General features: G+C 72.4%; 23 protein-coding genes. 1 reads left to right on the plus strand and 22 read right to left on the minus strand.

Annotation, left to right across the window (positions count from 1 at the left end):
* Positions 1–59 precede the first annotated feature (59 nt).
* The 8 genes from dprA to rplS form a co-directional block, all read right to left on the minus strand.
* On the minus strand, positions 60–1,178 hold the full coding sequence (gene dprA, locus ASC58_RS01915) for a DNA-processing protein DprA (protein ID WP_056918197.1): 1,119 nt from the start codon (positions 1,176–1,178) through the stop codon (positions 60–62).
* Positions 1,175–2,713, minus strand: a complete 1,539-nt coding sequence (locus ASC58_RS01920; protein WP_056918198.1) for a YifB family Mg chelatase-like AAA ATPase — start codon at positions 2,711–2,713, stop codon at positions 1,175–1,177. Before ASC58_RS01920 ends, dprA begins: the two co-directional genes overlap by 4 nt.
* Positions 2,710–3,096 carry a YraN family protein gene (locus ASC58_RS01925; protein WP_056915141.1) on the minus strand — a complete coding sequence of 129 codons (387 nt, stop codon included), beginning with the start codon at positions 3,094–3,096 and terminating at the stop codon, positions 2,710–2,712. The genes ASC58_RS01920 and ASC58_RS01925 overlap by 4 nt, the downstream gene beginning before the upstream one ends.
* A 105-nt stretch (positions 3,097–3,201) precedes the next feature.
* Positions 3,202–3,519: a DUF2469 domain-containing protein gene (locus ASC58_RS01930; RefSeq protein WP_056883649.1), complete on the minus strand. Its 318-nt coding sequence runs from the start codon at positions 3,517–3,519 to the stop codon at positions 3,202–3,204.
* Positions 3,516–4,343 (minus strand): ribonuclease HII, encoded by an 828-nt coding sequence (locus ASC58_RS01935; RefSeq protein ID WP_235529052.1) that lies wholly within the window; start codon positions 4,341–4,343, stop codon positions 3,516–3,518. Before ASC58_RS01935 ends, ASC58_RS01930 begins: the two co-directional genes overlap by 4 nt.
* A 3-nt stretch (positions 4,344–4,346) precedes the next feature.
* Positions 4,347–5,624, minus strand: coding sequence for a signal peptidase I (lepB, locus tag ASC58_RS21480; RefSeq protein ID WP_056918199.1), 1,278 nt, complete (start codon positions 5,622–5,624; stop codon positions 4,347–4,349).
* Positions 5,621–6,349, minus strand: a complete 729-nt coding sequence (gene lepB / locus ASC58_RS01945; RefSeq protein WP_235529053.1) for a signal peptidase I — start codon at positions 6,347–6,349, stop codon at positions 5,621–5,623. The genes lepB (ASC58_RS21480) and lepB (ASC58_RS01945) overlap by 4 nt, the downstream gene beginning before the upstream one ends.
* Positions 6,350–6,484: 135 nt before the next feature.
* A complete protein-coding gene (rplS, locus tag ASC58_RS01950) occupies positions 6,485–6,844 on the minus strand; it encodes a 50S ribosomal protein L19 (protein WP_056915142.1) in 360 nt (119 codons plus the stop codon).
* Between the two features lie 238 nt (positions 6,845–7,082).
* Here rplS and ASC58_RS01955 point away from each other — a divergent pair, with 238 nt between their 5' ends.
* Complete coding sequence (locus ASC58_RS01955) at positions 7,083–7,841, plus strand: ABC transporter permease (protein WP_056918447.1); 759 nt, start codon at positions 7,083–7,085, stop codon at positions 7,839–7,841.
* Here the strand turns inward: ASC58_RS01955 and trmD are convergent.
* The 14 genes from trmD to ASC58_RS02025 all read right to left on the minus strand — a co-directional run bounded on the left by trmD (position 7,824) and on the right by ASC58_RS02025 (position 22,848).
* Positions 7,824–9,083 (minus strand): tRNA (guanosine(37)-N1)-methyltransferase TrmD, encoded by a 1,260-nt coding sequence (gene trmD / locus ASC58_RS01960; RefSeq protein ID WP_056918200.1) that lies wholly within the window; start codon positions 9,081–9,083, stop codon positions 7,824–7,826. The genes ASC58_RS01955 and trmD overlap by 18 nt on opposite strands.
* A gap of 10 nt (positions 9,084–9,093) precedes the next feature.
* Complete coding sequence (rimM, locus tag ASC58_RS01965; RefSeq protein WP_056915144.1) at positions 9,094–9,642, minus strand: ribosome maturation factor RimM; 549 nt, start codon at positions 9,640–9,642, stop codon at positions 9,094–9,096.
* A 94-nt stretch (positions 9,643–9,736) separates the two neighbouring features.
* On the minus strand, positions 9,737–9,979 hold the full coding sequence (locus ASC58_RS01970; RefSeq protein WP_056915145.1) for an RNA-binding protein: 243 nt from the start codon (positions 9,977–9,979) through the stop codon (positions 9,737–9,739).
* 2 nt (positions 9,980–9,981) lie between these two features.
* A complete protein-coding gene (gene rpsP / locus ASC58_RS01975; protein WP_056915146.1) occupies positions 9,982–10,503 on the minus strand; it encodes a 30S ribosomal protein S16 in 522 nt (173 codons plus the stop codon).
* 218 nt (positions 10,504–10,721) lie between these two features.
* Positions 10,722–12,275, minus strand: coding sequence for an SDR family NAD(P)-dependent oxidoreductase (locus tag ASC58_RS01980; protein WP_056918448.1), 1,554 nt, complete (start codon positions 12,273–12,275; stop codon positions 10,722–10,724).
* Complete coding sequence (locus tag ASC58_RS01985; RefSeq protein ID WP_056915147.1) at positions 12,272–12,736, minus strand: Rrf2 family transcriptional regulator; 465 nt, start codon at positions 12,734–12,736, stop codon at positions 12,272–12,274. The genes ASC58_RS01980 and ASC58_RS01985 overlap by 4 nt, the downstream gene beginning before the upstream one ends.
* Before the next feature lie 56 nt (positions 12,737–12,792).
* Positions 12,793–13,803, minus strand: coding sequence for a sulfate/molybdate ABC transporter ATP-binding protein (locus ASC58_RS01990; protein WP_056915148.1), 1,011 nt, complete (start codon positions 13,801–13,803; stop codon positions 12,793–12,795).
* Complete coding sequence (cysW, locus tag ASC58_RS01995) at positions 13,800–14,609, minus strand: sulfate ABC transporter permease subunit CysW (RefSeq protein ID WP_056918201.1); 810 nt, start codon at positions 14,607–14,609, stop codon at positions 13,800–13,802. Before cysW ends, ASC58_RS01990 begins: the two co-directional genes overlap by 4 nt.
* Positions 14,606–15,403, minus strand: coding sequence for a sulfate ABC transporter permease subunit CysT (gene cysT, locus ASC58_RS02000; RefSeq protein WP_056918202.1), 798 nt, complete (start codon positions 15,401–15,403; stop codon positions 14,606–14,608). Before cysT ends, cysW begins: the two co-directional genes overlap by 4 nt.
* Positions 15,404–15,452: 49 nt before the next feature.
* Positions 15,453–16,487 carry a sulfate ABC transporter substrate-binding protein gene (locus ASC58_RS02005; RefSeq protein WP_056918203.1) on the minus strand — a complete coding sequence of 345 codons (1,035 nt, stop codon included), beginning with the start codon at positions 16,485–16,487 and terminating at the stop codon, positions 15,453–15,455.
* A 311-nt stretch (positions 16,488–16,798) separates the two neighbouring features.
* The gene (locus ASC58_RS02010; RefSeq protein WP_056918204.1) at positions 16,799–17,884 is read right to left on the minus strand and encodes an amidohydrolase family protein; all 1,086 of its coding nucleotides are present in this window, start codon (positions 17,882–17,884) and stop codon (positions 16,799–16,801) included.
* Between the two features lie 75 nt (positions 17,885–17,959).
* Positions 17,960–18,811 (minus strand): alpha/beta fold hydrolase, encoded by an 852-nt coding sequence (locus ASC58_RS02015; RefSeq protein WP_056915152.1) that lies wholly within the window; start codon positions 18,809–18,811, stop codon positions 17,960–17,962.
* Positions 18,808–20,415: a signal recognition particle protein gene (gene ffh, locus ASC58_RS02020; protein WP_056915153.1), complete on the minus strand. Its 1,608-nt coding sequence runs from the start codon at positions 20,413–20,415 to the stop codon at positions 18,808–18,810. Before ffh ends, ASC58_RS02015 begins: the two co-directional genes overlap by 4 nt.
* A 54-nt stretch (positions 20,416–20,469) precedes the next feature.
* Complete coding sequence (locus tag ASC58_RS02025; protein ID WP_056918205.1) at positions 20,470–22,848, minus strand: [protein-PII] uridylyltransferase; 2,379 nt, start codon at positions 22,846–22,848, stop codon at positions 20,470–20,472.
* Between the last annotated feature and the right edge of the window lie 80 nt (positions 22,849–22,928).

Raw genomic sequence — 22,928 nt, forward strand, 5'->3', positions numbered from 1 at the left:
GCCACCGTCGCAAAGGCCCACGCCGTGCACAAGCCGCCACCCCGCCGGACGCTCCACCACTACGCGCGTGCGCGACGAGGCACGCGGCGGTACCCGTCCTCGTCGTGGCTCACGAGCCGGGTGAGCCCGAGCACCCCCAGCGCACCGACGACCTCGCCCTCGCTCATCCCGCAGAGCCTGGCCAGCCTGCTCGGCGTGGTGGAACTACCCACCCGCAGTGCGGCCAGGACCACCCGGTGGGAGGGGTCGAGGTCGTCGCCCGGGTCCTGCCGGCCGCGCTTCACCGGCGCGAGCTCCCCGATCGGACCCACCGCCTCGAGCACCTCGGCCGTGTCGGTGACGAGCAGGGCGCCGTCGCGGATGAGCACGTGGCACCCGGCCGACACCGCTGACGTCACCGGCCCGGGTACCGCACAGACCACGCGCTGGTGCTCCAGGGCGGTCTTCGCCGTGTTGCGCGAACCCGAACGCAGCCCCGCCTCCACCACGACGGTGCCCCGGCTCATCGTCGCGATCACGCGGTTGCGGCTGAGGAACCGCCAGCGGGTCGGAGCCGAACCCGGTGGCACCTCGCTGACGACGGCTCCGGCGTCGGCGACCCGGGCCAGCAGTCCGGCGTGCCCGGCGGGGTACGGCCGGTCCACGCCGCCCGCGACGACCGCGACGGTCACCCCGTCGACGGCCAGGGCCCCCTCGTGGGCCGCGCCGTCGATGCCGTACGCAGCACCCGAGACCACCGTCCAGCCGCGCTCGGCCAGTCCGGCCGAGATCTCCTTGGCCTGGTGCAGGCCGTACCCCGACGCCGCCCTGGCGCCAACCACGGACACGCTGCGCTCGCACACCTCGTCCAGCTGCACCGGACCCCGGACCCACAGGCAGAACGGCGGGTTGGCGAGGAGGTCGAGCCCCGTCGGCCACTCGTCGTCGTCGGGCACGACGATGCGGGCGCCCAGGGCGGCCGCGATCTCGAGGTCGCGCTCGACGTCGAGGTCCGGCACCCGCACCGCCATCTGCTGACCCAGGGTGCTCGAGGGATCCACCCCGTGCAGCGCGGCCTCGGCGCCCACCGCCGAGATCAGCCTCGCGGCAGCCGGGTCGCCCGGCTCGACGAGGCGGGCCCAGGCGAGACGGGCCGCTCGATCCCCGGACGGGATCCCGGCGAGCGCGAGCGGACTCATGCCGCCACCGGTCCCTGGTTGCGCAGCGTGAGGGCCGTGCCGAGGTCGTCGCGGGTCGGGCTCGGTCGACCGGCCAGGTCGGCCACCGTCCAGCCCAGGCGCAGCACGCGGTCGTAGCCGCGGAGGGTGAGGTGGCCGCGGTCGAGGGCTCGGTCGAGGTCGGTGGTGATCGACCGGGGCAGCCGGCGCGGACCTCGGCGCAGGAAGGCTCCCGGCACCTGGCTGTTGAGCCGCCACGACGTGTCGCGCCACCGGTCGGCCTGCACCGCCCGGGCCCGGGCCACCCGCTCGGCGACCACCGCGCTGGACTCCCCCGGCGCGCTGCCGAGCGAGGAGAGGGTGACCGGCGGGACCTGGACCTGCAGGTCGACCCGGTCCAGCAGGGGTCCGGACAGCTTGGCGACGTAGGCGCGCTTGGCCATCGGGGTGCACGTGCACCCGATCCCCTTCCCGAACCCCAGACCGCACGGGCAGGGGTTGGCCGCCATGACGAGCTGGAACCGGGCCGGGAAGCGCACCGCAGTCCGCGCCCGGGACACGACGACCTGCCCCGACTCCAGCGGCTGCCGCAGCGCCTGGAGCGCGCCGGTGCGGAACTCGGGGGCCTCGTCGAGGAAGAGGACGCCGTGGTGGGCCTGGGAGATCGAGCCCGGCCGCACGGCACCGCTGCCGCCGCCGATGATCGCCGCCTGCGTCGCGCTGTGGTGCGGCGCGATGAACGGTGGCACGAACTCGACCCCGACCTCGGCGGCCTCGAGGCCGAGCAGGGACTTCACCGCCAGGACGTCGATCGACTGCTCCCGGGTCAGCCTCGGCAGGATCGAGACCAGCCGCTCGGCCAGCATCGTCTTCCCCGAGCCGGGCGGCCCGAGCAGGAACAGGTGGTGCCCGCCCGCAGCAGCCAGCTCGAGCGCCGTGCGGGCCTCGGGCTGACCGGCGACGTCGGCGAGGTCCGGGCCCGGCGCCTGCGGCGTCGCCGGTCGGGGCGCCGTGTCGGGGACCCCGAGCGCCAGGCGGTCGCCGCCGTCGCCGTAGGCGGTCACCAGGTCGTGCAGGTGGTCGACGGCGTGCACCGCGATCTCGGGGACCAGCCGCGCCTCGGCGGCGTTGGCGACCGGCACGACGACGTCGCGGCAGCCGGCACGGGCGGCCGCGAGCACCGCGGGCAGGACGCCCCGCACCGCCCTGATGGTGCCGTCCAGCCCGAGCTCTCCGAGGTGGACGACCTCGCGGACCCGCGGTGCCGGGACCAGCCCCAGCGCCGCCAGCACCGCGACCGCGATCGGCAGGTCGAACCCGCTGCCGTTCTTGGGGATCGAGGCGGGCGACAGGTTGACGGTGAACCGCTCCTGGGCCAGGGACCGGCCGATGCTCGCCGTCGCTGCCTTGACGCGGTTGGGCGACTGCGCGCACGCGGCGTCCGGGAGCCCACCCAGCATGAACGCCGGCAACCCACCGGACCGGTGCGCCTCGACGTCCACCACCGTGCCGACCAGCCCTTCGAGCGCCACCGACCGGGTGCGCCCGAAGGTCATGACCCGACCCCCACCAGGTGCCGCAGCTGGGCCCGCCCCGCCTGCGGTCGCAGGATCCCGATGACGTCGATCCGCACCCGGCCGGCGCGCTCGTCGTGGCACTGGAGCCAGGCCGCCACCAGCCGTCGCAGCCGGGCGGCCTTGCGGTGGTCCACCGCCTCGATCGCTCCCCCGAAGCGCTCGGTCGTGCGCGTCTTGACCTCGCAGAAGACCAGGCAGTCGCCGTCACGGGCGACGAGGTCGATCTCGCCGTGCGCGCACCGCCAGTTGCGGTCCACCACCCGCCACCCCTGCTCGGTGAGGTACCTCGCAGCGAGCTCCTCGCCATACCTCCCCAGGATCCTGCGTGGATCGTCACCCGGCTGGGCCGTCGTCTCTGGCATGGCCCCAGCAAAGCCGGGGGCGGACCGTGGGACGAGCCGCGGCCACCCGCCCTGTGGACGGGGCGCGCTGGAGCGCGCGGCTGTGGACGGCGAGCCGACGGGGACCTAGAAGCCGGAGTCCTTCGGGAGCTCCAGCTCGCTCTTGGCGAGCTCCTCGACGTTGACGTCCTTGAACGTCACCACGCGCACCTGCTTGGCGAACCGGGCAGGACGGTAGATGTCCCAGACCCAGGCGTCCTGCATCGTCACGTCGAAGTAGACCTCGCCGCCGTCGCTGCGGACCTTCACGTCGACGGAGTTGCACAGGTAGAAGCGTCGCTCGGTCTCCACGACGTGCGAGAACAGGCCGACGACGTCGCGGTACTCGCGGTAGAGCGCGAGCTCCATCTCGCTCTCGTACTTCTCGAGGTCCTCAGAACTCATCGCCTGCTCATCTCCGGTTCGTGCGCGGTCGCGGTCGTGCTGTCCTCGCCATCATGGTCGGTGACCGGCTCCGGGTCACGCTCGACCCCGGGAAGTCGCTCGGGAAGTCGCTCGGGAAGTCGCTCGGGAAGTCGGCCGGGAAGTCGCCATGAACGACGGTGCAGCACGCTGGCGCCGTGGGTCTCGAGGGCAGCCATGTGCTCCGGCGCGGCATAGCCCTTGTTGACCTCCCAGCCGTAGACGGGGTGGTCGGGGGCGTGCGCGACCATGATGGCGTCGCGCTCGACCTTGGCGAGGACGGAGGCCGCGGCCACCGACGAGCACTTCAGGTCGGCCTTGATCATCGTGGTGACCGGCGGGGTGACGGGGGTGCCGCCGTCCGCGAAGGCGAACAGTCCCACCTCGTCCGGCGAGGTCAGCCAGTCGTGGTTGCCGTCGAGGATGACCAGGTCGGGGCGGACGTCCACCGCGGCGAGCGCACGGCAGCCGGCCAGCCGCAGGGCTGCGATGATCCCGATCTCGTCGATCTCGGCGGGCGAGGCGTGACCGACGGCGTACGCCAGGCACCAGCGCTGGATGCGCGGCACCATGGCGACCCGTGCCGCCGGGGTGAGCAGCTTGGAGTCCTTGACCCCGGTCGGTGCGCTGCGGCTGGTCTCGTCGATGAGGACGACCCCGACCGTCACCGGTCCGGCGAGCGCTCCCCGGCCGACCTCGTCCATCCCGGCGAGGACCCGGTGCCCGTCACGCTGCAGTGCGCGTTCGACCCGCAGGCTGGGCTTGCGGCTCCCGGTCCGCGCAGCGACTCGTCGTGGTGCCGGCACAGCTCAGCCGCCTGCGCCGCCGTCGCCGCCGGTCACCTCGGCGCCACCGGTCTGCGAGCTCGGGTCGCCCTGTGGCCCGCTCGACGGCGAGTTCGAGGGCGTGGAGGTGTCGCCGGCCGTCGGGTTGGGGACCTTGGCGAACGTCGCCGTGGGGTTCGACAACCAGGTCATGTGGTCCAGCGGCCAGACCAGCGCCACGGCCCGTCCGACGATGAGCCGTTCGTCGACCGACCCCTGGCTGCCGTCGTTCTCGGGGGCGTCGTGGGCCCGGGAGTCCGCCGAGTTGGACCGGTGGTCACCCATGACCCAGACGCGGCCCCGGGGCACGGTGATGTCGAACTCCTGGTCGCTCGCGGAGTCGCCGGGCTTGAGGTACGGCTCCTTGATCGCCGTCCCGTTGACCGTGATCCGGCCCCCTTCGTCGCAGCAGACGACGTGGTCGCCGGGCAGGCCGATGACGCGCTTGATGAGGTGGTTCTCGGAGTTGTCGGGCAGCAGGCCGACGAAGGTCATCGTCTCGCGCAGGGCACTGACGACCTTGCCGTGCGGGACGGTCGGGGTGGCCTCGAGCCACTCGCCCGGGTCGGCGAACACGATGATGTCGCCGCGCTTGAGGTCGATCGGTCCCGGGGTCAGCTTGCTGACGATGACGCGGTCGTTGAGGACCAGGGTGTCCTCCATCGACCCCGAGGGGATGTAGAACGCCTGGAGCAGCCAGGTCTTGACGATGAACGACAGCACGAGGGCCATGCCCACGACGATCGCGAACTCCTTGATGGCGGCGCCCGCCACCGCGGCCAGCCCGGCCTCCTCCTCGACGTCGGTGCCCTCGTCGCGGGGGCCGGTGGCCTCGTCGCGCGGGCCGGTGGCCTCGACCTCGGCGGCGTGGACCTCGGACGCCTCCGCGTCGGACCCGGACCCCCTGGGGGGCTCCTCGCCGTGGGGTTCGCCGCCGGCAGGCACGGGCTCGGGTGCCGTGCCGCCGGCCGGGTCGCTGTGCTGCACGGTGGGGGGCTCCTCGGCGAGGGTCGGGGGGACGCCGGTGTCGTGGTCGGCATCGGGTCGGTCGGCGGGCACGGCGAGCTCGGGGTCGAGCCAGGCAGGGTCGCGGCCAGTGGCGGGGTCCGGGTCGGTGGCGGCCTCGTGCCGCAGCCAGGGACTGGGCGCGGCCTCGGTCTCGGCGCCGGGGCGAGCGGTCTCGGCGCCGGTGCGAGCGGTCTCATCGGCGGTGCGGTCGTACCCGAGCCAGCCGCGGTCCGGGGTGCCGGACGGCGGCGTCACCGGGTGCCTGCCGCAGGGATGGTCGCGAGCGAGCTCGGGCGGTCGAAGCCCCCGATGCGGTTCAGCGGCCAGAAGGTGGCGCTCGCGCGGCCCACGACGTCGCGGGTGCGGACCGTGCCTCCGCCGGGGTCACCGAGGTGGGCGCGGGAGTCGGCGCTGTCACTGCGGTGGTCACCCATGACCCACAACCGGCCTGCGGGGACGGTGATGTCGAACGTCAGGTCGCTCGGCACGTCACCGGGGTAGAGGTAGTCCTCCGTCACCGGGACGCCGTTGACCGTGAGCTTGCCCTGGGCGTCGCAGCACACGACGTGGTCACCGGGCAGGCCGATGACGCGCTTGATGAAGTCCTGCTCGCCGAGGTCGACCCCGACGAGCGAGGCGGCCCCGGCCAGGGCGCGGCCCACCAGGCCGTCGTCCTGGTGCGGGCTGCGGTCGGCGGCAGCGAAGGTCGTGGTGCCGTCGAAGACGACCACGTCGCCGCGCTGCACGTCGTCGCCGGACACGAGCTTGTTGACCAGGACGCGGTCGCCCGGCTCGATCGTCGGCTCCATCGACCCCGACGGCACGAAGAACGACTGCACGAGGAAACCCCGGACCACGAGCATGACCAGCAGGGCGGCGCCGACCAGCACGAGCCACGAGGGGCCACGTCGCCGGGGGTGACCGGACTGCGCCGCGCCACGCCCGCTGGCGTGGTCGTCGGCAGTCGCGGAAACGGCCACCGCGTCAGCGTGCGCTGACGCGGTGGCCGGATCCTGCTGGGGTGCTTCGGGTCCGGGGTTCATCGCTTCCGGAGCCTAACCCTCGAGGCTGGGTCGGAGCGTGCCGGGACACCCGAGGGTCGAGATGAGATCGCCCTACTTGGCGGGGATCGTCTCGCGCTTCTCCTTGATCTTGGCGGCCTTGCCGCGCAGGTCACGCAGGTAGTACAGCTTCGCGCGACGGACGTCACCGCGGGTGACGACCTCGATCTTGTCGATGATCGGGGTGTGCAGCGGGAAGGTGCGCTCCACGCCGACGCCGAAGGAGACCTTGCGGACGGTGAAGGTCTCGCCGATGCCCCCACCGTGGCGACGGATGACGACGCCCTTGAAGACCTGGATGCGGGAGCGGGTGCCCTCGACGACCTTGACGTGCACGTTGACGGTGTCACCGGCGCGGAAGGCGGGGACGTCGTCGCGCAGGGAGGCCTTGTCGATCTCGTCGAAACGCTGCATGGCAGATTCGCTTTCTTCTCGGCGCCACAGGTCGCCCAGGCTTGTCGGTCGTGCGTGATGTGTATGGCGCGTGCTGCGCGGGCCGCGTACGTGGCGGTCAGGCCGTGGGCACCGGAACCGGTGCCGCCGTACTCCCCCTGTGGCAGGGGCGCTGGTCGTGCAGACGCAAGGAGTCATTCTGCCACGAGGAGACCCCACCCCTGAAATCGTGACCCACGCCCCGGACTACCGTGTGCGCGTGAGCATCGACCCCGGCTGGCCCGTCGCCCTCGCGCTCGTGGTCCTGCTCGGCATCGCCGTCGGCGCCCACCGGCTCAACGGCTACGGCCTCGAGAAGCCGGCGCTGGTCGCTGCCGCCCGCTCGATCGCCCAGCTCGGCGTCGCCGCCCTGCTCATCACCTCGGTGGTCGAGCACCTGTGGCTTTCGGTGCTGCTCGTCGTGGTCATGTTCGCCCTGGGGGTGCTGACCACCTCGCGCCGGGTCGACGCACCCGGGTCCTGGCCCGCCGCCGCGACCGCCATGGCCGCGGGCGTGGTCCCTGTCCTCGTGGTGGTGCTGGCGACGGGCACCATCCCGCTCGAGGGCATCGCGATCATCCCGATAGCGGGCATCATCGTCGGCAACACCATGACGGCCCACACCCTGGTGGGGCGTCGGGCCTTCTCCGCCCTGCGCGACGAGCACCCGCAGTACGAGGCGGCTCTCTCCCTCGGCCTCCTGCCCGCGCAGGCGATCCGCGAGATCGTCCACCGTCGCGCACCGGAGGCCCTGCTCCCCGGGCTCGACCAGGTCAAGACCACCGGTGTCGTGACGCTGCCGGGCGCCTTCATCGGGGTGATGCTCGGCGGCGGTTCACCGGTCCAGGCCGCGACCGCGCAGGTCCTCGTGCTCTTCGGGATCATGGCCGCCCAGACCATCACCGTGGGCGTGGCCGAACGGCTGGTGGCCGCCCGTCGGCTGGTGTCGCCGGACCTGCGGTCAGCCCTCGTCGACTGAGCCGCGCCGCGCCTTGGTCAGGTCCACGGTCCCGGGGTACGAACCCTCGCCGGGGACCGCGCGGTACCCGGCCTTGCGGTAGGTACGCAGGTTGCGCTCGCTGCCCTGACCCGTGTTGACCCAGTAGGTGACGACGTCCGCCGGTGCCGCGGCCTCCGCGTGGGCGAGCAGGGCCCGGCCCAGCCCCCGGCCCTGCAGGTCGGGGGCGACCATGAGGCGCCCCACCTGCCAGGTGGCGGGGTCCTCGGGGTCGCGGCGACCACGCACCGAACCCACCAGCCGCCCCTCGGAGCGGACCATCCACGTGAGCCACTGCGTGAGCCCGTAGACGACCTCCTCCAGCGTCTCGACGAGCGGCGGGATCTCGAACGAGTCGTTGGCCCGGCCCTCGGTGACCCAGCAGGCCCGGCTCAGCGTGAGCAGCTCGGGGGCGTCGGCCGGCGTCGCCAGGGCGACGTCGAAGCCGTCGAGCGCGTTCGTCGCCGGGCCACCGGGCGCGGCCGGCGCGGCCTGCGAGGCGTGCAGCAGGTCGGGACGCCGGGCGGCGGTGCGTTCGAGCCGCTGCTGGTGCCGCCAGGCGGCGATCCGACCGTGGTCCCCGGACAACAGCACCGCGGGGACGTCGCGACGGACGCCGGGGGCCGACTCCCAGGACGAGGGCTTGGTGTAGACGGGGTACTCGAGCAGACCGTCCTCGTGCGACTCCTCGACGAGGGACTCGGCGTTGCCGATCACGCCGGGCAGCAGGCGGGCGACGGCCTCGACGATGGCGAGCACCGCCACCTCCCCCCCGTTGAGCACGTAGTCGCCGAGGGACACGACGGTCACCTCGAGGCCGAGGTCCTGCGCGGCGTGCTCGTGGACCCGCTCGTCGATGCCTTCGTAGCGACCGCAGGCGAAGGCGAGCCACGGCTCGTCCGCGAGCTCGCGCGCCAGGGCCTGGGTGAACGGCACGCCACCGGGTCCGGGGACGATGAGCCGCGGTCGTGCAGCGGTCGGCACGGACGCCGGAGCCGAGCCGGCGACGTGCGCCAGCGCCTCGGCCCACGGCTCGGGTTTCATCACCATGCCGGCGCCACCGCCGTAGGGCGTGTCGTCGACCGTCCGGTGGCGGTCGTGGGCGAACTCGCGCAGGTCGTGCACCTGCAGGTGGAGCAGGCCGTCGCGCCGGGCCTTGCCGATGAGCGACAGGTCGAGGGGCGCGAGGTACTCGGGGAAGATCGAGACGACGTCGAGGCGCATGGTCAGGCGGTCACTCGTCGGCGAGCTCGAGCAGGCCGGGCGGCGGGTCGATGACGACGCGGCGTGACTCCATGTCCACCTCGGGCACGATCGCCTCGACGAACGGCACCAGCGCCTGGCGGCCACCGGTGAGGGTCACGACCAGCAGGTCCTGGGCAGCCCCGGTCTCCAGCCCCGCGACCTCCCCGACGGTGGCCCCTGCCGTGTCGACGACCGTGAGCCCGACGAGCTCGTCCTCGTACCAGCCGTCCTCGTCGTCGTCCACGGCGTCGATGACGTCGCCGAGGGCGACGAAGAGCCGGGTGCCGCGCAGGCCCTCGGCGCCGGTGCGGTCGGGGATCTGTTCGAACCCCAGCAGCCAGACCTTCTGGTGCAGGCGTGCGGTCGCGAGGGTCAGCGCGCGCGGGACCCCGGAGCCCTCGGGGGCCTCCGTGGCGAAGACGACGCCGGGGATGAAGCGGCGCTCCGGGTCGTCGGTGTGGGCCTGCACGGTGACCTCACCGCGCAGGCCGTGGGGCTTGCCGATGCGGGCGACGAGCAGCTGGTCGGTGGCGGGCATGGCCACGATCCTCTCAGGGTGGGTGGTGACATGCCGAGGGCCGCCGGGATCGTGATCCCAGCGGCCCTCGGAACGACCGGTTGTCGGTGCGCGGTCAGCGGACCTTGTCGGTGTCGACGATGTCGACCCGGACGGTGTGCCCGCCGGCCAGCGCACCCATGACGGTGCGCAGGGCGCTCGCGGTCCGGCCGGAACGACCGATCACGCGCCCGAGGTCCTCGGGGTGGACCCGGACCTCGAGCACCTCACCGCGGCGGAGCTCCTTGCGTCGAACGGCAACCTCGTCCTTGTGGTCGACGATGCCCTTCACGAGGTGCTCGAGCGCCTCTTCCAGCACGGTCAGGCCTGGTCCGCGGCGTCGGCCTCGGCGGCCGGGGCCTCCGCGGTCGTGGCCTCGTCAGCCTTGGCCTCTTCGACCTTGGGCTCCTCGACCTTGGGCTCCTCGGCGGGGGCCTCGTCAGCCTTCTTGGCGGCCTTCTTCTTCGGGGTGGTCGCCGTGTCGGCGCCTGCGTCGGACTTGCCGGCGGCGGCGATGGCCGCGTCGTAGAGCTCCTTCTTGGACGGCTTCGCAGCCTTGACCTTGAGGGTGCCCTCGGTGCCGGGCTCGCCCTTGTACTTCTGCCAGTCACCCGTGATCTTCAGCAGGGCGGCGACGGCCTCGGTCGGCTGCGCACCCTGGCCGAGCCAGTACTGGGCGCGGTCCGAGTTGATGTCGATGAGCGACGGCTCCTCGGTGGGGTGGTACTTGCCGATCTCCTCGATGGCACGGCCATCGCGCTTGGCGCGCGAGTCCATGACGACGACGCGGTAGAACGGTGCACGGATCTTGCCCATGCGCTTCAGACGGATCTTGACGGCCACGGTGGTGGTGTCTCCTTGTTCGTGTTGTGAGCACGGCGAGACCGCGCACGGTTCGCGCGGGGTGCCGGAACCCGGTGTAGGCGTTCCAGAGCCAGGAGGCCCGGTCCGACGGGCGAAGCGGTGCTCCGCGCCATACGGGGGCCCGTGCCTGGACGGGTACAGCCGCCCATTCTGCCAGATCGCCGGGGGTGCCCCGGACCACGGCGTTCAGGCGTCGGTCACCACGGGCTGGGCCGGTAGTCCTTGACGAAGCAGCCGTACACGTCCTCGCCCGCCTCACCCCGCACGATCGGGTCGTAGACACGGGCCGCGCCGTCGACGAGGTCGAGGGGTGCGTGCCATCCCTCGGCGGCGATCCGCAGCTTCTCGTGGTGGGGGCGCTCGTCGGTGATCCAGCCGGTGTCGACGGCGGTCATGAGGATCCGGTCGGTCTCGAACATCTCCCCCGCGCTGGTGCGGGTCAGCATGTTGAGCGCGGCCTTGGCCATGTTGGTGTGGGGGTGACCCGCGCCCTTGTAGCGGCGCGAGAACTGGCCCTCCATCGCCGAGACGTTGACGACGTAGGCCCGTCGGGCGCCGGCGGCGACCGCCGCCCGCATCGCGGGCCGCAGCCGCGACACGAGGATGAAGGGCGCGGTGGCGTTGCAGAGCTGCACCTCGAGCAGCTCGAGGGGGTCGACCTCCTCGACCTTCTGGGTCCACGAGTTGTTGACCTGGGTGTCGGGCAGCAGCCCCCCGGCGTCGAGCGCGGTCCCGGCGAGGTGGGCGTCGAGGCTGGCGTGACCGGCCGAGAGGGCCATCGCGGTCATCGAGGCTGCCGACCGCGCCGCGAGGACCTCCTCCGCGTGCTCGGGCGACTCTCCCTCGTGATGGGCGACCTGGTGCTCGCGCAGGGTCCCGATGAGGTTGGCCGGGTGGGCCTCGCTGATCCGGTCGAACGTCACGAGCTCCGGCAGGTCGACGCCCTGGGGCAGCGGCGCGTTCTCGCCGTCGACGAGGTGTCCGTACGACCCCGGCGAGCGCCGCACCGTCTGCGCGGCGTTGTTGATGAGGATGTCGAGCGGACCGGCAGCCGCGACCTCGTCGGCGAGCGCGACGACCTGGGTGGGGTCGCGCAGGTCGATGCCGACGACCTTGAGCCGGTGGATCCAGTCGCCCGAGTCCTCCTGGGCCGCGAAGCGCCTCGCCGCGTCGCTAGGGAACCGGGTGGTGATGGTCAGGTGCGCACCGTCGCGCAGGAGGCGCAGCGCGATGTACATGCCGATCTTCGCCCGACCACCGGTGAGCAGCGCGCGACGACCCGTGAGGTCGGTGCGCTGGTCGCGCTTGGTGTGGCTCAGCTCGGCACAGTCCGGGCAGAGCCAGTGGTAGAACGCGTCGACGAGGGTGTACTCCGCCTTGCAGATGTAGCAGCCGCGGGACTTCATCAGCTCACCCGCATGGGCGCCACGGACGCTGGAGACGAGCGGGATGCCCTTGGTCTCGTCGTCGATCCGCATCGGCGATCCGGTGGCCGTCGCCGCGATGATCGCCTCGTCGTGCTCCACCTGCGGCTGCAGGGCCGCGCGGCGGCGCGACTTGCGGACGCGCTTGTACATCCGTCCCGTCGCCCGCTTGATCGTCTCGATGTCGGGGTGGCCCGCGTCCAGCTCGGGCAGCAGCTCGAGGACCTTGAGCGCGGTGGCCAGGTCGGCGGGGTCGATCTGGTCGAGCTCGGTGGGCGACGTGGTCGGGTCCTGCTCGGACACGGGCTCGCGGGTCGGTTCGCTCATCGGGCGCGCCACGCGTCCGGGTCGGCGGCGAGCGCGGAGACGCGCTCGGGCAGCTCGCCGGAGAGGACGTCCGCGAGGCTGGTCTCGTCGAGCACCGAGCGCAGGCTGGCTCGCACGGCGACCCACACCGTGGGCAGGTGCTCGGCCACGCCGTCGTACCGGGTCTCGTGCGGGCGCAGGCCGCGGACCTCGGCGAGGGGTCCGTCGACGGCACGGAACACGTCACCGAGGCTGATGTCGCGCGGCTCGCGGGCCAGGGCGTAGCCGCCGCGGGCGCCTCTGGTGCTCTTGACGAGGCCGGCGGTCCGGAGGTCGGCCGCGATCGCCTCGAGGAACTTGCGCGGGAGCGTCTGCCGGTATGCCAGGGTCTCCACGCTCACCGGGCCCGCTGCGGTGGTCGCCGCCTCGGCGAGGATGAGCATGGCCCGGACGGCGTACTCCGTGCGCGCCGAGATGTCCACGGGCGCATTGTGTCGCACCCGGAGGGTATGCCGTGCAGCGGGCGTCCTGCGCCGGCTCAGATGGCGAGGGCGGGGTCGAGCTCGTAGGCGTCGGGGCCGTGCGTGGCGCGGGCGTAGACCGTCTCCCCCACCTGGAGGCCGAGGACGTCGGCCTGTCCGCGGGTCACCTGCGCCGCGAACCGTTGCCCGGAGTCCGCCCGCAGGTCGATGCGGACCTCGAAACCCAGCCGCACGACCCGCTCGACGACCGACTCGACGACCCCGCCGGCGGTGCCGGTCAGGGCGTCGGCGGCGACGGCCCGGTCACGGTTGCGCTCGAGCGCGATGTCGTGCGGGCGGACCAGCTGGCCGCCGAGGCGGGCGACCGAGCCCAGGAACGACATGACGAAGTCGTTGGCGGGGCGGTCGTAGAGGGAGACCGGGTCCCCGACCTGCTCGATCCGGCCCTTGTTGAGGACGGCGATCCGGTCGGCGACGTCGAGCGCCTCCTCCTGGTCGTGGGTGACCAGCACCGTGGTCACGTGGACCTCGTCGTGCAGGCGCCGCAGCCACTGGCGCAGGTCGGCCCGCACCTTGGCGTCCAGGGCGCCGAACGGCTCGTCGAGCAGCAACACCTCCGGGTCGACGGCGAGCGCGCGCGCGAGGGCCATGCGCTGGCGCTGCCCACCGGAGAGCTGGGCCGGGTAGCGGTGCTGGAAGCCGTCGAGGCCGACGATCTCGAGCAGGTCGTCGACCTTCTTCGCGATCTCCGCCTTGGGGCGCTTGCGGATGCTCAGGCCGAACGCCACGTTGTCGCGCACCGTCATGTGCTTGAACGCGGCGTAGTGCTGGAAGACGAACCCGATCCCCCGCTTCTGCGGCGCCACACCGGTGACGTCGCGGCCGCCGATGACGATCGAGCCCGCGTCGAGGCGCTCGAGACCGGCGATGGAGCGCAGCAGGGTCGACTTGCCCGAGCCGCTCGGCCCCAGCAGCGCGGTCAGCGTGCCCGCGGGGATGTCGAGCGTCACGTCGTCGAGCGCGGCGAAGTCTCCGTAGTTCTTGCGGGCTCCGGTCACGGTGATCATGTCGTGCTCCTCTTGCGGTCGAGCAGGGTCATCAGCAGCAGGGTGAGGACGGCGAGGCCCATGAGCAGAGTGGCGGCGGCGTACGCGCCATACGTGTTGTGGTCGTCGATGTAGCGGGAGTGGACGAGCAGCGTCAGGGTCTGGGACACCCCGGGGAAGCCGGAGCTGACCATGATCACCGCCCCGAACTCGCCGAGGGCACGGGCGATCGTGAGCACGACGCCGTACGTCAGGCCCCACCGGATGGCGGGCAGCGTGATCCGCCAGAACGTCTGGGCCGAGCTCGCCCCCAGGGTCGAGGCGGCCTGCTCCTGCTCCGTGCCGATCTCGTGCAGGACCGGTTCGACCTCGCGGACGACGAACGGCAGCGTCACGAAGATCGTCGCGATGACCATGCCGGGAAGGCCGAAGATGACGCGGACACCGAGGTTGTTCTCGATGCCCCCGAACCAGCCGCTGGAGCCCCACAGCAGGATGAGCGAGACGCCCACGACGATCGGCGACACCGCGAACGGCAGGTCCACGACCGCCTGGATCAGGCCGCGGCCACGGAACCGCCCGCGCACGAGCGCGAGCGCCGTGCCCACGCCGAAGACGACGTTGAGCGGCACGGTGATGGCCACGATGAGCAAGGAGAGGTTGAGCGCCGAGATGGCGGCCGGGGTGCGGATCGACTCGAGGAACGTCCCCACGCCCTCACCGAAGGTGCGCCACAGGATGAGGACGATCGGCACCCCGATGAGCAGGACGAGGTAGCCGAGGGCGACGGTGCGCAGGCTGAGGCGGGCAGCGGTCGAGGTCCTCATGCCGAGTCCTCCTCGCGCCGCTGGCTGCGTCCGGCGAGGACGCGCAGGACGAACAGGGTGACGAACGCGATCGCGAGCAGGGCCACCGAGACCGCGGCGGCGTTGACCGGCCGGTCGATCTCGATCTGCTGCTGGATGTACTGCGAGGCCACCTGCGTCTTCCGGGGAATGTTGCCGCCGATGAGGACGACCGAGCCGTACTCGCCGATGGCACGGGCGAACGCGAGGCCGGTGCCCCCGATGACGGCCGGTGCCAGGGTGGGCAGCACGACCCGGCGGAACGTCGTCCAGTTCGACGCACCCAGCGAGGCCGCGGCCTCCTCCACCTCGCGGTCGGCCTCGATGAGGACCGGTTGCACCGAGCGCACCACGAACGGCAGCGTCACGAACGCCAGGGCGACGAGCAGACCGGGCTGGGTGGCGTTGAGGTGGATGCCGACCGGGCTGTTGGGGCCGTAGAGGGACAGCAGGACGATGCTCGCGACGATGGTCGGCAGGGCGAACGGCAGGTCGATCAGCGCGTTGACGACGCGCTTGCCCCGGAAGTCGTCACGCACCAGCACCCAGGCGATGAGGGTGCCCATGACGGCGTTGACGAGGGCGACGACGGCCGAGACCGCCACCGTGACGCGCAGGGAGGCCAGGGCCACGGGCGCGGTGACCGCGTCCCAGAAGCCCGACCAGCCCTCGCCGAACGAGGTCACCGTCAGCGCCGCGAGCGGCAGCAGCACGATGATGCTGAGCCAGAGCCCGACCAGCCCGACTCCGAGGGGGCGGCCGACGCGGCGGCCGATTCCGCTGCGCGGCGGCGCCCGTACGAGGGGTGAGGGTCGTCGTCATGGGTTACGACGTCGCCTTGTCGTAGATCAGCGCGATGGAGCCGGTCTCCTTCTTGAACAGGGTGCCGTCGACCGTCTTCCACCCACCGAGGTCGTCGATGGTCCACAGCTTCTGCGGCTGCGGGAAGTCGGCCGCGAACTCCTTCGCCACGGTCGGGTCGACCGGGCGGAACCCTGCCTGCGCCCACAGCTTCTGCGCCTCGGGCGTGAACAGGAAGTCGTTGAAGGCCTTGGCCTTCGCGAGGTTCTTGCTCTTGCTGATGACGGCCGTCGGGTTCTCGATCTTGAACGTGGTCGGCGGGGTCACGTGCTCGACCGGGTCACCGCTGCGCTCGGCGAACAGCGCCTCGTTCTCGTAGCTGAGCAGGACGTCGCCGGTGCCCTGGAGGAACGTCTCGGTCGCCTCACGACCCGACTTCGGCTGCACCTTGACGTGGTCGCCGACGAGCTTGGAGATGTAGGCGAGGCCCGCTGCCGGGTTCTTGCCACCGTCGCTCTTGGCGGCATACGGGGCGAGCAGGTTCCACTTGGCGCTGCCGGAGCTGAACGGGTTCGGCGTGACGACCTCGATCCCGGGCTTGAGCAGGTCGTCCCAGTCCTTGATGCCCTTGGGGTTGCCCATGCGGACGACGATCGTGACGACCGAGCCGAACGGGATCCCCTTGTACTGGTTGGCGTTCCAGTCCTTGTCGACCAGGCCGGCGTCCACGAGGCGGGTGATGTCGGGCTCGACCGAGAAGTTGACGAAGTCGGCCGAGGCACCCGCGGCGACCTTGCGCGACTGGTCGCCGGAGGCGCCGTAGGACTGCTGGAACTGCACGCCCTTGCCCGCCGCGGTCGCGTTGAACGCGGGGATGAGCTTGTCGTAGCCCACCTTCGGGACGGCGTACGCGTAGAGGTCGATGGTGCTGGTGGCGGCACCCGCGTCGGCGGCCGACGCACCGACCGTGTCGCTCGCGCCTCCCCCGGCACATGCCGTCATCACCATCGCGCCGACGGTCGCGACGGCGGCCAGGGCGAGGCGGGGGTGACGGTTCATCGTGGGCTCCTTCGGTGCCAGCGGTGCCGGCCGTGGTCACCGGCCGGGCGGCGGGTGATCTCCTATGTGACACCTAGGATTTTGGATAGCGTCGCGTTATCGGTCAAATAACGTGCGCTTATGTCTCGCATCGTGGATGTGGTGATACCGCGCCTTTCGGGACGGGTCACCCACCCCGCAGCGGTGGGCCGCGCGCCATCACCGTCTCGGTGAGCGCAAAGCTGTCGCCATCGCGGACGGATGGCGACAGGTCCTGCTCACCGCGCGCGCCCTGGCGGTGTGCCCGGGGCTGAGTCGGGGGTGTGCCGGGGTCAGACCTCGGTGCCGCGCAGCACGATGTGCTCCGGCGCGGCCAGGGCCCGGATCTCGCGGCGCGGGTCGGTGGCGTAGACGACGAGGTCGGCGTCCGCCCCCTCCTCCAGCCCGGGGCGACCCAGCCAGGCGCGCGCGCCCCACGTGGCGGCATGCAGGGCCTCTGCGTTGCTCAGCCCCGCCTTGGTGAGCTCGTGCGCCTCGTCGGCGACGAGCCCGTGGCGCAGGGAGCCGCCGGCGTCGGTGCCGAGGTAGATCGGGATGCCGGCGTCGCGGGCGGCACCGATGGTGGCGTAGCGGCGACCGTGCAGGGCCAGCATCCGCTGGTGGTAGGCGGGGTACTTCTCCATGGCCGGCTCCGCGATCGCGGGGAAGGTCGCGATGTTGACCAGCGTGGGCACGATGGCGATCTGCTGCTCGGCGAACTGCGCGATGGTCTCGGGCTCGAGCCCGGTGGCGTGCTCGATGCAGTCGGTGCCCGCGGCGGCGAAGTCGTAGAGCGAGGCCTCACCGAAGCAGTGCGCCGTCACCCGCGCCCCCTCCTCGTGGGCGGCCGCGATCGCGTCGCTGAGGACGTCGACCGGCCAGCAGGTCGACAGGTCACCGGTGTCGCGGTCGATCCAGTCGCCGACGAGCTTGACCCACCCGTCGCCCGCCTTCGCCTCGAGCCGGACGCGTTCGACGAGCTGGTCGGGCTCGATCTCGTGGGCGAAGTTGCGGATGTAGCGGCGGGTGCGGGCGATGTGACGGCCGGCGCGGATGACCTTGGGGAGGTCGTCGCGCTGGTCGACCCACCGGGTGTCCGCCGGCGACCCGGCATCACGGATGAGCAGCGTGCCGGCCTCCCGGTCGGCGAGCGCCTGCGCCTCCGCGGTCGCGTCGTCCACCGCCCCGTGGGCGTCGAGGCCGACGTGGCAGTGCGCATCCACGAGCCCCGGCAGCACCCAGCCACGCAGGGTCTGGACGTCGCCACCGGCTCCCGTCGGCCGCTCGAAGGTCAGCCGTCCACCGACCACCCACGCCTCGGGCCGGACGTCCTCCGGGCCGACGAGGATCTCACCCTGCAGGTGCAGCACCGTTGCCATGGAACGACCCTAGCGACGGGCGGCCGCGATCTCGCGGGAGCAGGCCGCGTCCGGGTACAGGAGGTGGACCGACGGTCAGGAGGTCTCGGCGAGCGGACGCACGAACCGGCGCAGCGCCTCCACGACCACCTCGGGGGCGTCCGTGTGCACCCAGTGGGAGGCACCCTTGACCGTCAGCTGTCGCACCTTCGGGAAGAGGGCCTGCATCGCGGGCAGGTCCTCGTCACGGATGTACTCGGACTCGGACCCGGCGATCCAGAGCACCGGGCCGTCGTACGGCGCCAGGTCGGCGGCCGCGTCCGGCCAGCCGGCGATGACCGAACCCGTCCCCTTGGCTGCGTCTGCCGAGAAGAGCCCGAGGTTGGCCTGCCAGTGCCAGGTGTCGCCGTCGCGCCGCAGGTTCTGCATGAGGAACGCCTTGACGCCACGGTTCGGCTCCTCGAACCGCGCCTCGGCGTCACCCCGGCTGGTCAGGTCGTCCAGCGGCAGGCGTTCCATCTCGGCGATGTAGCCGCTGAACCGGTCGAGGCTGCCGTAGGACTTCGGCGCGATGTCGACGACGACGAGGCGCGCGACGAGCTCCGGGTGCCGGAGGGCGAGCAGCATCGCGGTCTTGCCGCCGAGCGAGTGCCCGACGACCATCCAGCGCGCGTCCGCGTCGATGCCGCGCAGGGTCGCCGCCACAGCATCGGCGTAGGCCGTGAACGAGAACTCCTCCGTCCACGGGGAGCGCCCGTGGTCGGGCAGGTCGACCAGCGTCGAACGGGCGCCGTCGCCGCCGGGCCCGGCGAGGGCCTTGGCGATCTGTGACCAGTTGCGGCCCTGGCCGAACAAGCCGTGCAGGAACGCCACCCGCGGCCCGGCGGTGCCGACCGACAGGGTGTGCAGCGACGGCCCGCGCCCAGACGGCTGCGCGCCGTCGCTCACCGGCCGAGGAACTTCTCGAAGCCTGCGGGCAGCTGGCTCGGGTCCATGTCGGCGGGCGCCCCACCGGTCGCACCGGCGCCGAAGGCAGCGCCGCCTCCGGTCCGCGGCGCCGTGGACTTCTCCGCGGCGGCACGCTCCTCGGCGGCCCGCTTGGCCGGGTTGCCGGACTTGGACTTCTTGCGCTGGGGCTGCTGCTTGCCGCGCTTGCCGGCGCCGCCACCCATACCCGGGATGCCCGGCATGCCGGGGATGCCACCGCCGCGGGCGAGCTGCTTCATCATCTTCTGCGCCTCGGTGAAGCGCTCGAGCAGGCCGTTGACCTCGGACACCTCGACCCCCGAGCCCTTGGCGATGCGCAGGCGGCGCGACCCGTTGATCTGCTTGGAGTGGGTGCGCTCGAACGGCGTCATCGATCGGACCATCGCCTCGATGCGGTCGAACTCCCGCGGGTCGAGGTTGTCCAGCTGGGCCTTCATCTGGCCCATGCCCGGCATCATGCCGAGCATCGACTTCAGGCCACCCATCTTCTTCAGGGCGGCCATCTGGTCGAGGAAGTCGTCGAAGGTGAAGTCCTCCTCGGCGAGGAACTTGCGCTGCATCTCCGCCTGCTGGCGGGCGTCGAACGCCTTCTCCGCCTGCTCGATGAGGGTGAGCACGTCACCCATGTCGAGGATGCGCGAGGCCATCCGGTCGGGGTGGAAGACCTCGAAGTCCTTCACGCCCTCGCCGGTGCTGGCGAACATGATCGGGCGACCGGTGACCGACGCGACCGACAGCGCGGCGCCACCACGCGCGTCACCGTCGAGCTTGGACAGGACGACGCCGGTGAAGTCGACGCCCTCCTGGAACGCGAGCGCGGTGTCGACGGCGGCTTGGCCGATCATCGCGTCGATGACGAAGAGCACCTCGTCGGGCGAGATGGCCGAGCGGATGTCGGCGGCCTGCTGCATGAGGTTCGCGTCGACGGCGAGGCGTCCGGCGGTGTCGACGATGACGACGTCGTGCTGGTTGCGGCGGGCGTGCTCGATGCCGGCGCGGGACACCCCGACCGGGTCACCGAAGGAACGGGTGCCCTCCCCCGTCGGGCCGACCGCGTCGTGGCCACCGATGTTGCCGCGCTCGGGCGCGTAGACCGGGACACCTGCCCGCTCTCCGACCACCTCGAGCTGGGTCACGGCGTTCGGGCGCTGGAGGTCGGCGGCGACGAGGATCGGGGTGTGTCCCTGCTCCTTGAGCCAGCGCGCCAGCTTGCCCGCAAGGGTGGTCTTACCGGCGCCTTGCAGACCCGCGAGCATGATGACGGTGGGCGGGTTCTTGGCGAACTGGATCGTCCGCGTCTGCCCGCCGAGGATGCCGACGAGCTCCTCGTTGACGATCTTGACGACCTGCTGGCCGGGGTTGAGCGCCCCGGAGACCTCCGAGCCGAGCGCCCGGTCGCGGACCGCGGAGGTGAACTGCTTCACCACGGGCAGCGAGACGTCGGCGTCGAGCAGGGCGAGCCGGATGTCGCGCACGGTGGCGTTGACATCGGACTCGGACAGCCGCCCCTTGCCCCGGAGGTTCTTGAAGGTGGCGGTCAGGCGGTCGGAAAGTGACGTGAACACGGCCCTCAGACTAATCGGTCGAACCGGGCCGCACCGACACGACCACCAGCAACCTCACGAGCCGGTGGTCGCGCCGTCGCAGATGTCGATGACCATCGCCACGGTCTGGGCCACCTTGGCCGGCGGCAGCAGGCGCCCACCGAACTCGGTGACGTAGAACGTGTCGAGCGTCTGCCCGGCGTAGGTGGCGATGTGCGCGGACCGCACGGACAGACCGGCCTTCGCGAACCCCATACCGAGCTCGTGCAGCAAGCCTGGACGGTCCTGGGCCCGCACCTCGATCACGGTCGCCTCCTCCGAGGCGTGCGGCACCACGAGGGCGCGCGCCTGCCCGGGTGACCCGGTCCCCGCTTCCGCGCTCGGTCGCGCCGCGAACTGGCGGCGGCGGTCGAGCAGCCCCAGCGGGCCCCGGTCACCCTGGGCGAGACGCTCCAGCCCGCGGACGATGCGCTGCTCGTCCGGGGGTTCGGTGCTCGGGCTCTCCACGTGCCACTCGTTGGCCGCCACCCCGTCGACCGTCCGCAGGATGGCCGTGCGGACGACGAGCCCGTATGCCGCGAGCAGGCCCGCGGTGTCGGCGAACAGTCCCAGCCGGTCCCGGTCGAAGACGTCGATGCGGTAGGAACCGCCCTGGGGGCGGACGATGACGCGCGGCTCCCCCGCGGCGACGGACTCGAGGTCCGCAGCATCCACGGTGGTGCCCTCGGCGGGCGGTGGCATGGTTCCTTCCTCCCACCCGGTCCGGGCGGCGTCGGCGAGCTGGCGCAGCAGGGTGGCGCGCCAGTCGGTCCAGGCCTGCGGCCCGGCGGCCGAGGCGTCCGCCTCGGTGAGGGCGACCAGCAGGTCGAAGACCTCCCGCGCCCCACCGACCGCCTGGCGGGCCGCGGTGACCGTGCCGGGGTCCTGGTGGTCGCGACGGGTGGCGAGGTCGATCAACGTGAGGTGCTCGCGCACGAGGGTCGTCACGACGTCGACGTCGGCCGGCGGGTAGCCCAGCCGGATGGCGATGGCCCGGGCCAGCGGGGCGCCGGTCGCGGAGTGGTCGTGGGCGCCGGGCACCTTGCCGATGTCGTGCAGCAGCGCGGCCAGCAGCAGCAGGTCGGCGCGGCTCACCCCCCGGACGAGCCCACCGGCGATGACGACGGTCTCGATGAGGTGGCGGTCGACCGTGTGGCGGTGCACCGCGCTGCGCTGCGGGCGGGAGCGCACGGCCGCCCACTCGGGCAGCCAGCGGTCGATGATGCCCGCCTGGTCCAGGCCCTCCCAGACGCCGATGAGTCCGGGTCCGGTGGCGAGCAGGTCCGCGAACAGGTCGCGCGCGATCTCCGGCCAGGGCTCCTCGAGCCGCGGCGGCTGGCCGGCGAGGTTGGCCAGGGTGGTCGGGGCGATGGGCAGGTTGTTGCGCGCAGCGACGACGGCCGCGCGCAGCGGCAGGAGCGGGTCGGTGGACAGGGTGCTGCGCGGACCGAGGACGACCTCGCCGTCGTGCTCGAACATCCCGAACCCGAGCGGGTTGAGCTGCGGGCGGCGGGGACCGACGCGCAGGGTGCGCGCGCGCTGGGACTGTCCAGCGCGCCGTACCGTGCCGTCGAGGGCGTAGGCGATCGTGCGCCCGGCGGTCGCGACCGAGGTGAGCATGTCGTCCGCGTCGGAGTGCCCGAGGAGGGCCGCGACCGCGTCGTGGTCCTCACGGGTGAGTCGGTCACGGCCCTTGCCGGTCACCACGTGCACGGCATCGCGCACGTCGAGCAGCACGCGGTGCGCCTCGTCGACGGTCTCGTGTGGGCGGTCGGTGAGCCAGGCTGCGACGAGCGCGTTGAGGACCGTCATGTCCCGCAACCCGCCGTGCGCCTCCTTGAGGTCCGCCTCCAGGCTCTGGGCGAGGTCACCGTGGCGGGAGTGCCGCGCGCGCAGGCCCTCGATGAGCTGCGGCAGGCGGCGCCGGGCGTTCGCGCGCCAGTCGTGCGCCACCGTGGACCGCGCTGCGGTGACGACCTCGACATCACCCGCGACGCACTGCAGGTCGAGCAGCCCCACGGCAGCCGTGAGGTCGCCCGATGCCACGGTGCGGCACTGGTTGACGGTGCGGACCGAGTGGTCCAGGCGGACCCCTGCATCCCAGACGGGGTACCAGATGCGGTCGGCCAGGCCACGCAGGTCCTCCCCCGACAGGGAGCGGCCGTAGTGGAGCAGGACGAGGTCGACGTCGCTCAGGGGTCCTGCGTCACCCCGGGCGAGGCTGCCCACGGCGGCCAGTGCCACCCCTTCGGGCCGGCGCGACCCGAGGGCCTCCTGCCACACCGTCGTGAGCCAGTCGCGGGTCAGGGCGGCGATGGCGTCACGGCGCGCCTGCCCCGCACCGGGGGCGTCGAAGCCCCGGGCGCCGGCCAGGTCCAGGCGGCGAGCCGCCAGGTCGGTCTGCTCGATCGTCATGGCAGTCACTGTGCCCTTTCGTCATTTCGCGCAGTGCGCACGCGTGTTACGGCTGTGTTAGCGCGTCGGCACGTCACAGG

Source organism: Phycicoccus sp. Root101 (assembly GCF_001426245.1).
Classification (GTDB): Bacteria; Actinomycetota; Actinomycetes; order Actinomycetales; family Dermatophilaceae; genus Pedococcus.

Excerpts from the sequence above, each read along its gene's own strand:
- rplS (WP_056915142.1), bottom strand. The coding sequence starts at position 6,844 with ATGCAGCGTTTCGACGAGATCGACAAGGCCTCCCTGCGCGACGACGTC.
- trmD (WP_056918200.1), bottom strand. The coding sequence starts at position 9,083 with ATGCGCCTCGACGTCGTCTCGATCTTCCCCGAGTACCTCGCGCCCCTC.
- ASC58_RS02010 (WP_056918204.1), bottom strand. The coding sequence starts at position 17,884 with ATGGCAACGGTGCTGCACCTGCAGGGTGAGATCCTCGTCGGCCCGGAG.
- ASC58_RS01990 (WP_056915148.1), bottom strand. The coding sequence starts at position 13,803 with ATGATCACCGTGACCGGAGCCCGCAAGAACTACGGAGACTTCGCCGCG.
- dprA (WP_056918197.1), bottom strand. The coding sequence starts at position 1,178 with ATGAGTCCGCTCGCGCTCGCCGGGATCCCGTCCGGGGATCGAGCGGCC.
- ASC58_RS01980 (WP_056918448.1), bottom strand. The coding sequence starts at position 12,275 with ATGAGCGAACCGACCCGCGAGCCCGTGTCCGAGCAGGACCCGACCACG.
- ASC58_RS01925 (WP_056915141.1), bottom strand. The coding sequence starts at position 3,096 with ATGCCAGAGACGACGGCCCAGCCGGGTGACGATCCACGCAGGATCCTG.
- ASC58_RS02005 (WP_056918203.1), bottom strand. The coding sequence starts at position 16,487 with ATGAACCGTCACCCCCGCCTCGCCCTGGCCGCCGTCGCGACCGTCGGC.
- ASC58_RS01920 (WP_056918198.1), bottom strand. The coding sequence starts at position 2,713 with ATGACCTTCGGGCGCACCCGGTCGGTGGCGCTCGAAGGGCTGGTCGGC.
- ASC58_RS02025 (WP_056918205.1), bottom strand. The coding sequence starts at position 22,848 with ATGACGATCGAGCAGACCGACCTGGCGGCTCGCCGCCTGGACCTGGCC.
- ASC58_RS01930 (WP_056883649.1), bottom strand. The coding sequence starts at position 3,519 with ATGAGTTCTGAGGACCTCGAGAAGTACGAGAGCGAGATGGAGCTCGCG.
- rimM (WP_056915144.1), bottom strand. The coding sequence starts at position 9,642 with ATGCCCGCCACCGACCAGCTGCTCGTCGCCCGCATCGGCAAGCCCCAC.
- cysW (WP_056918201.1), bottom strand. The coding sequence starts at position 14,609 with ATGAGGACCTCGACCGCTGCCCGCCTCAGCCTGCGCACCGTCGCCCTC.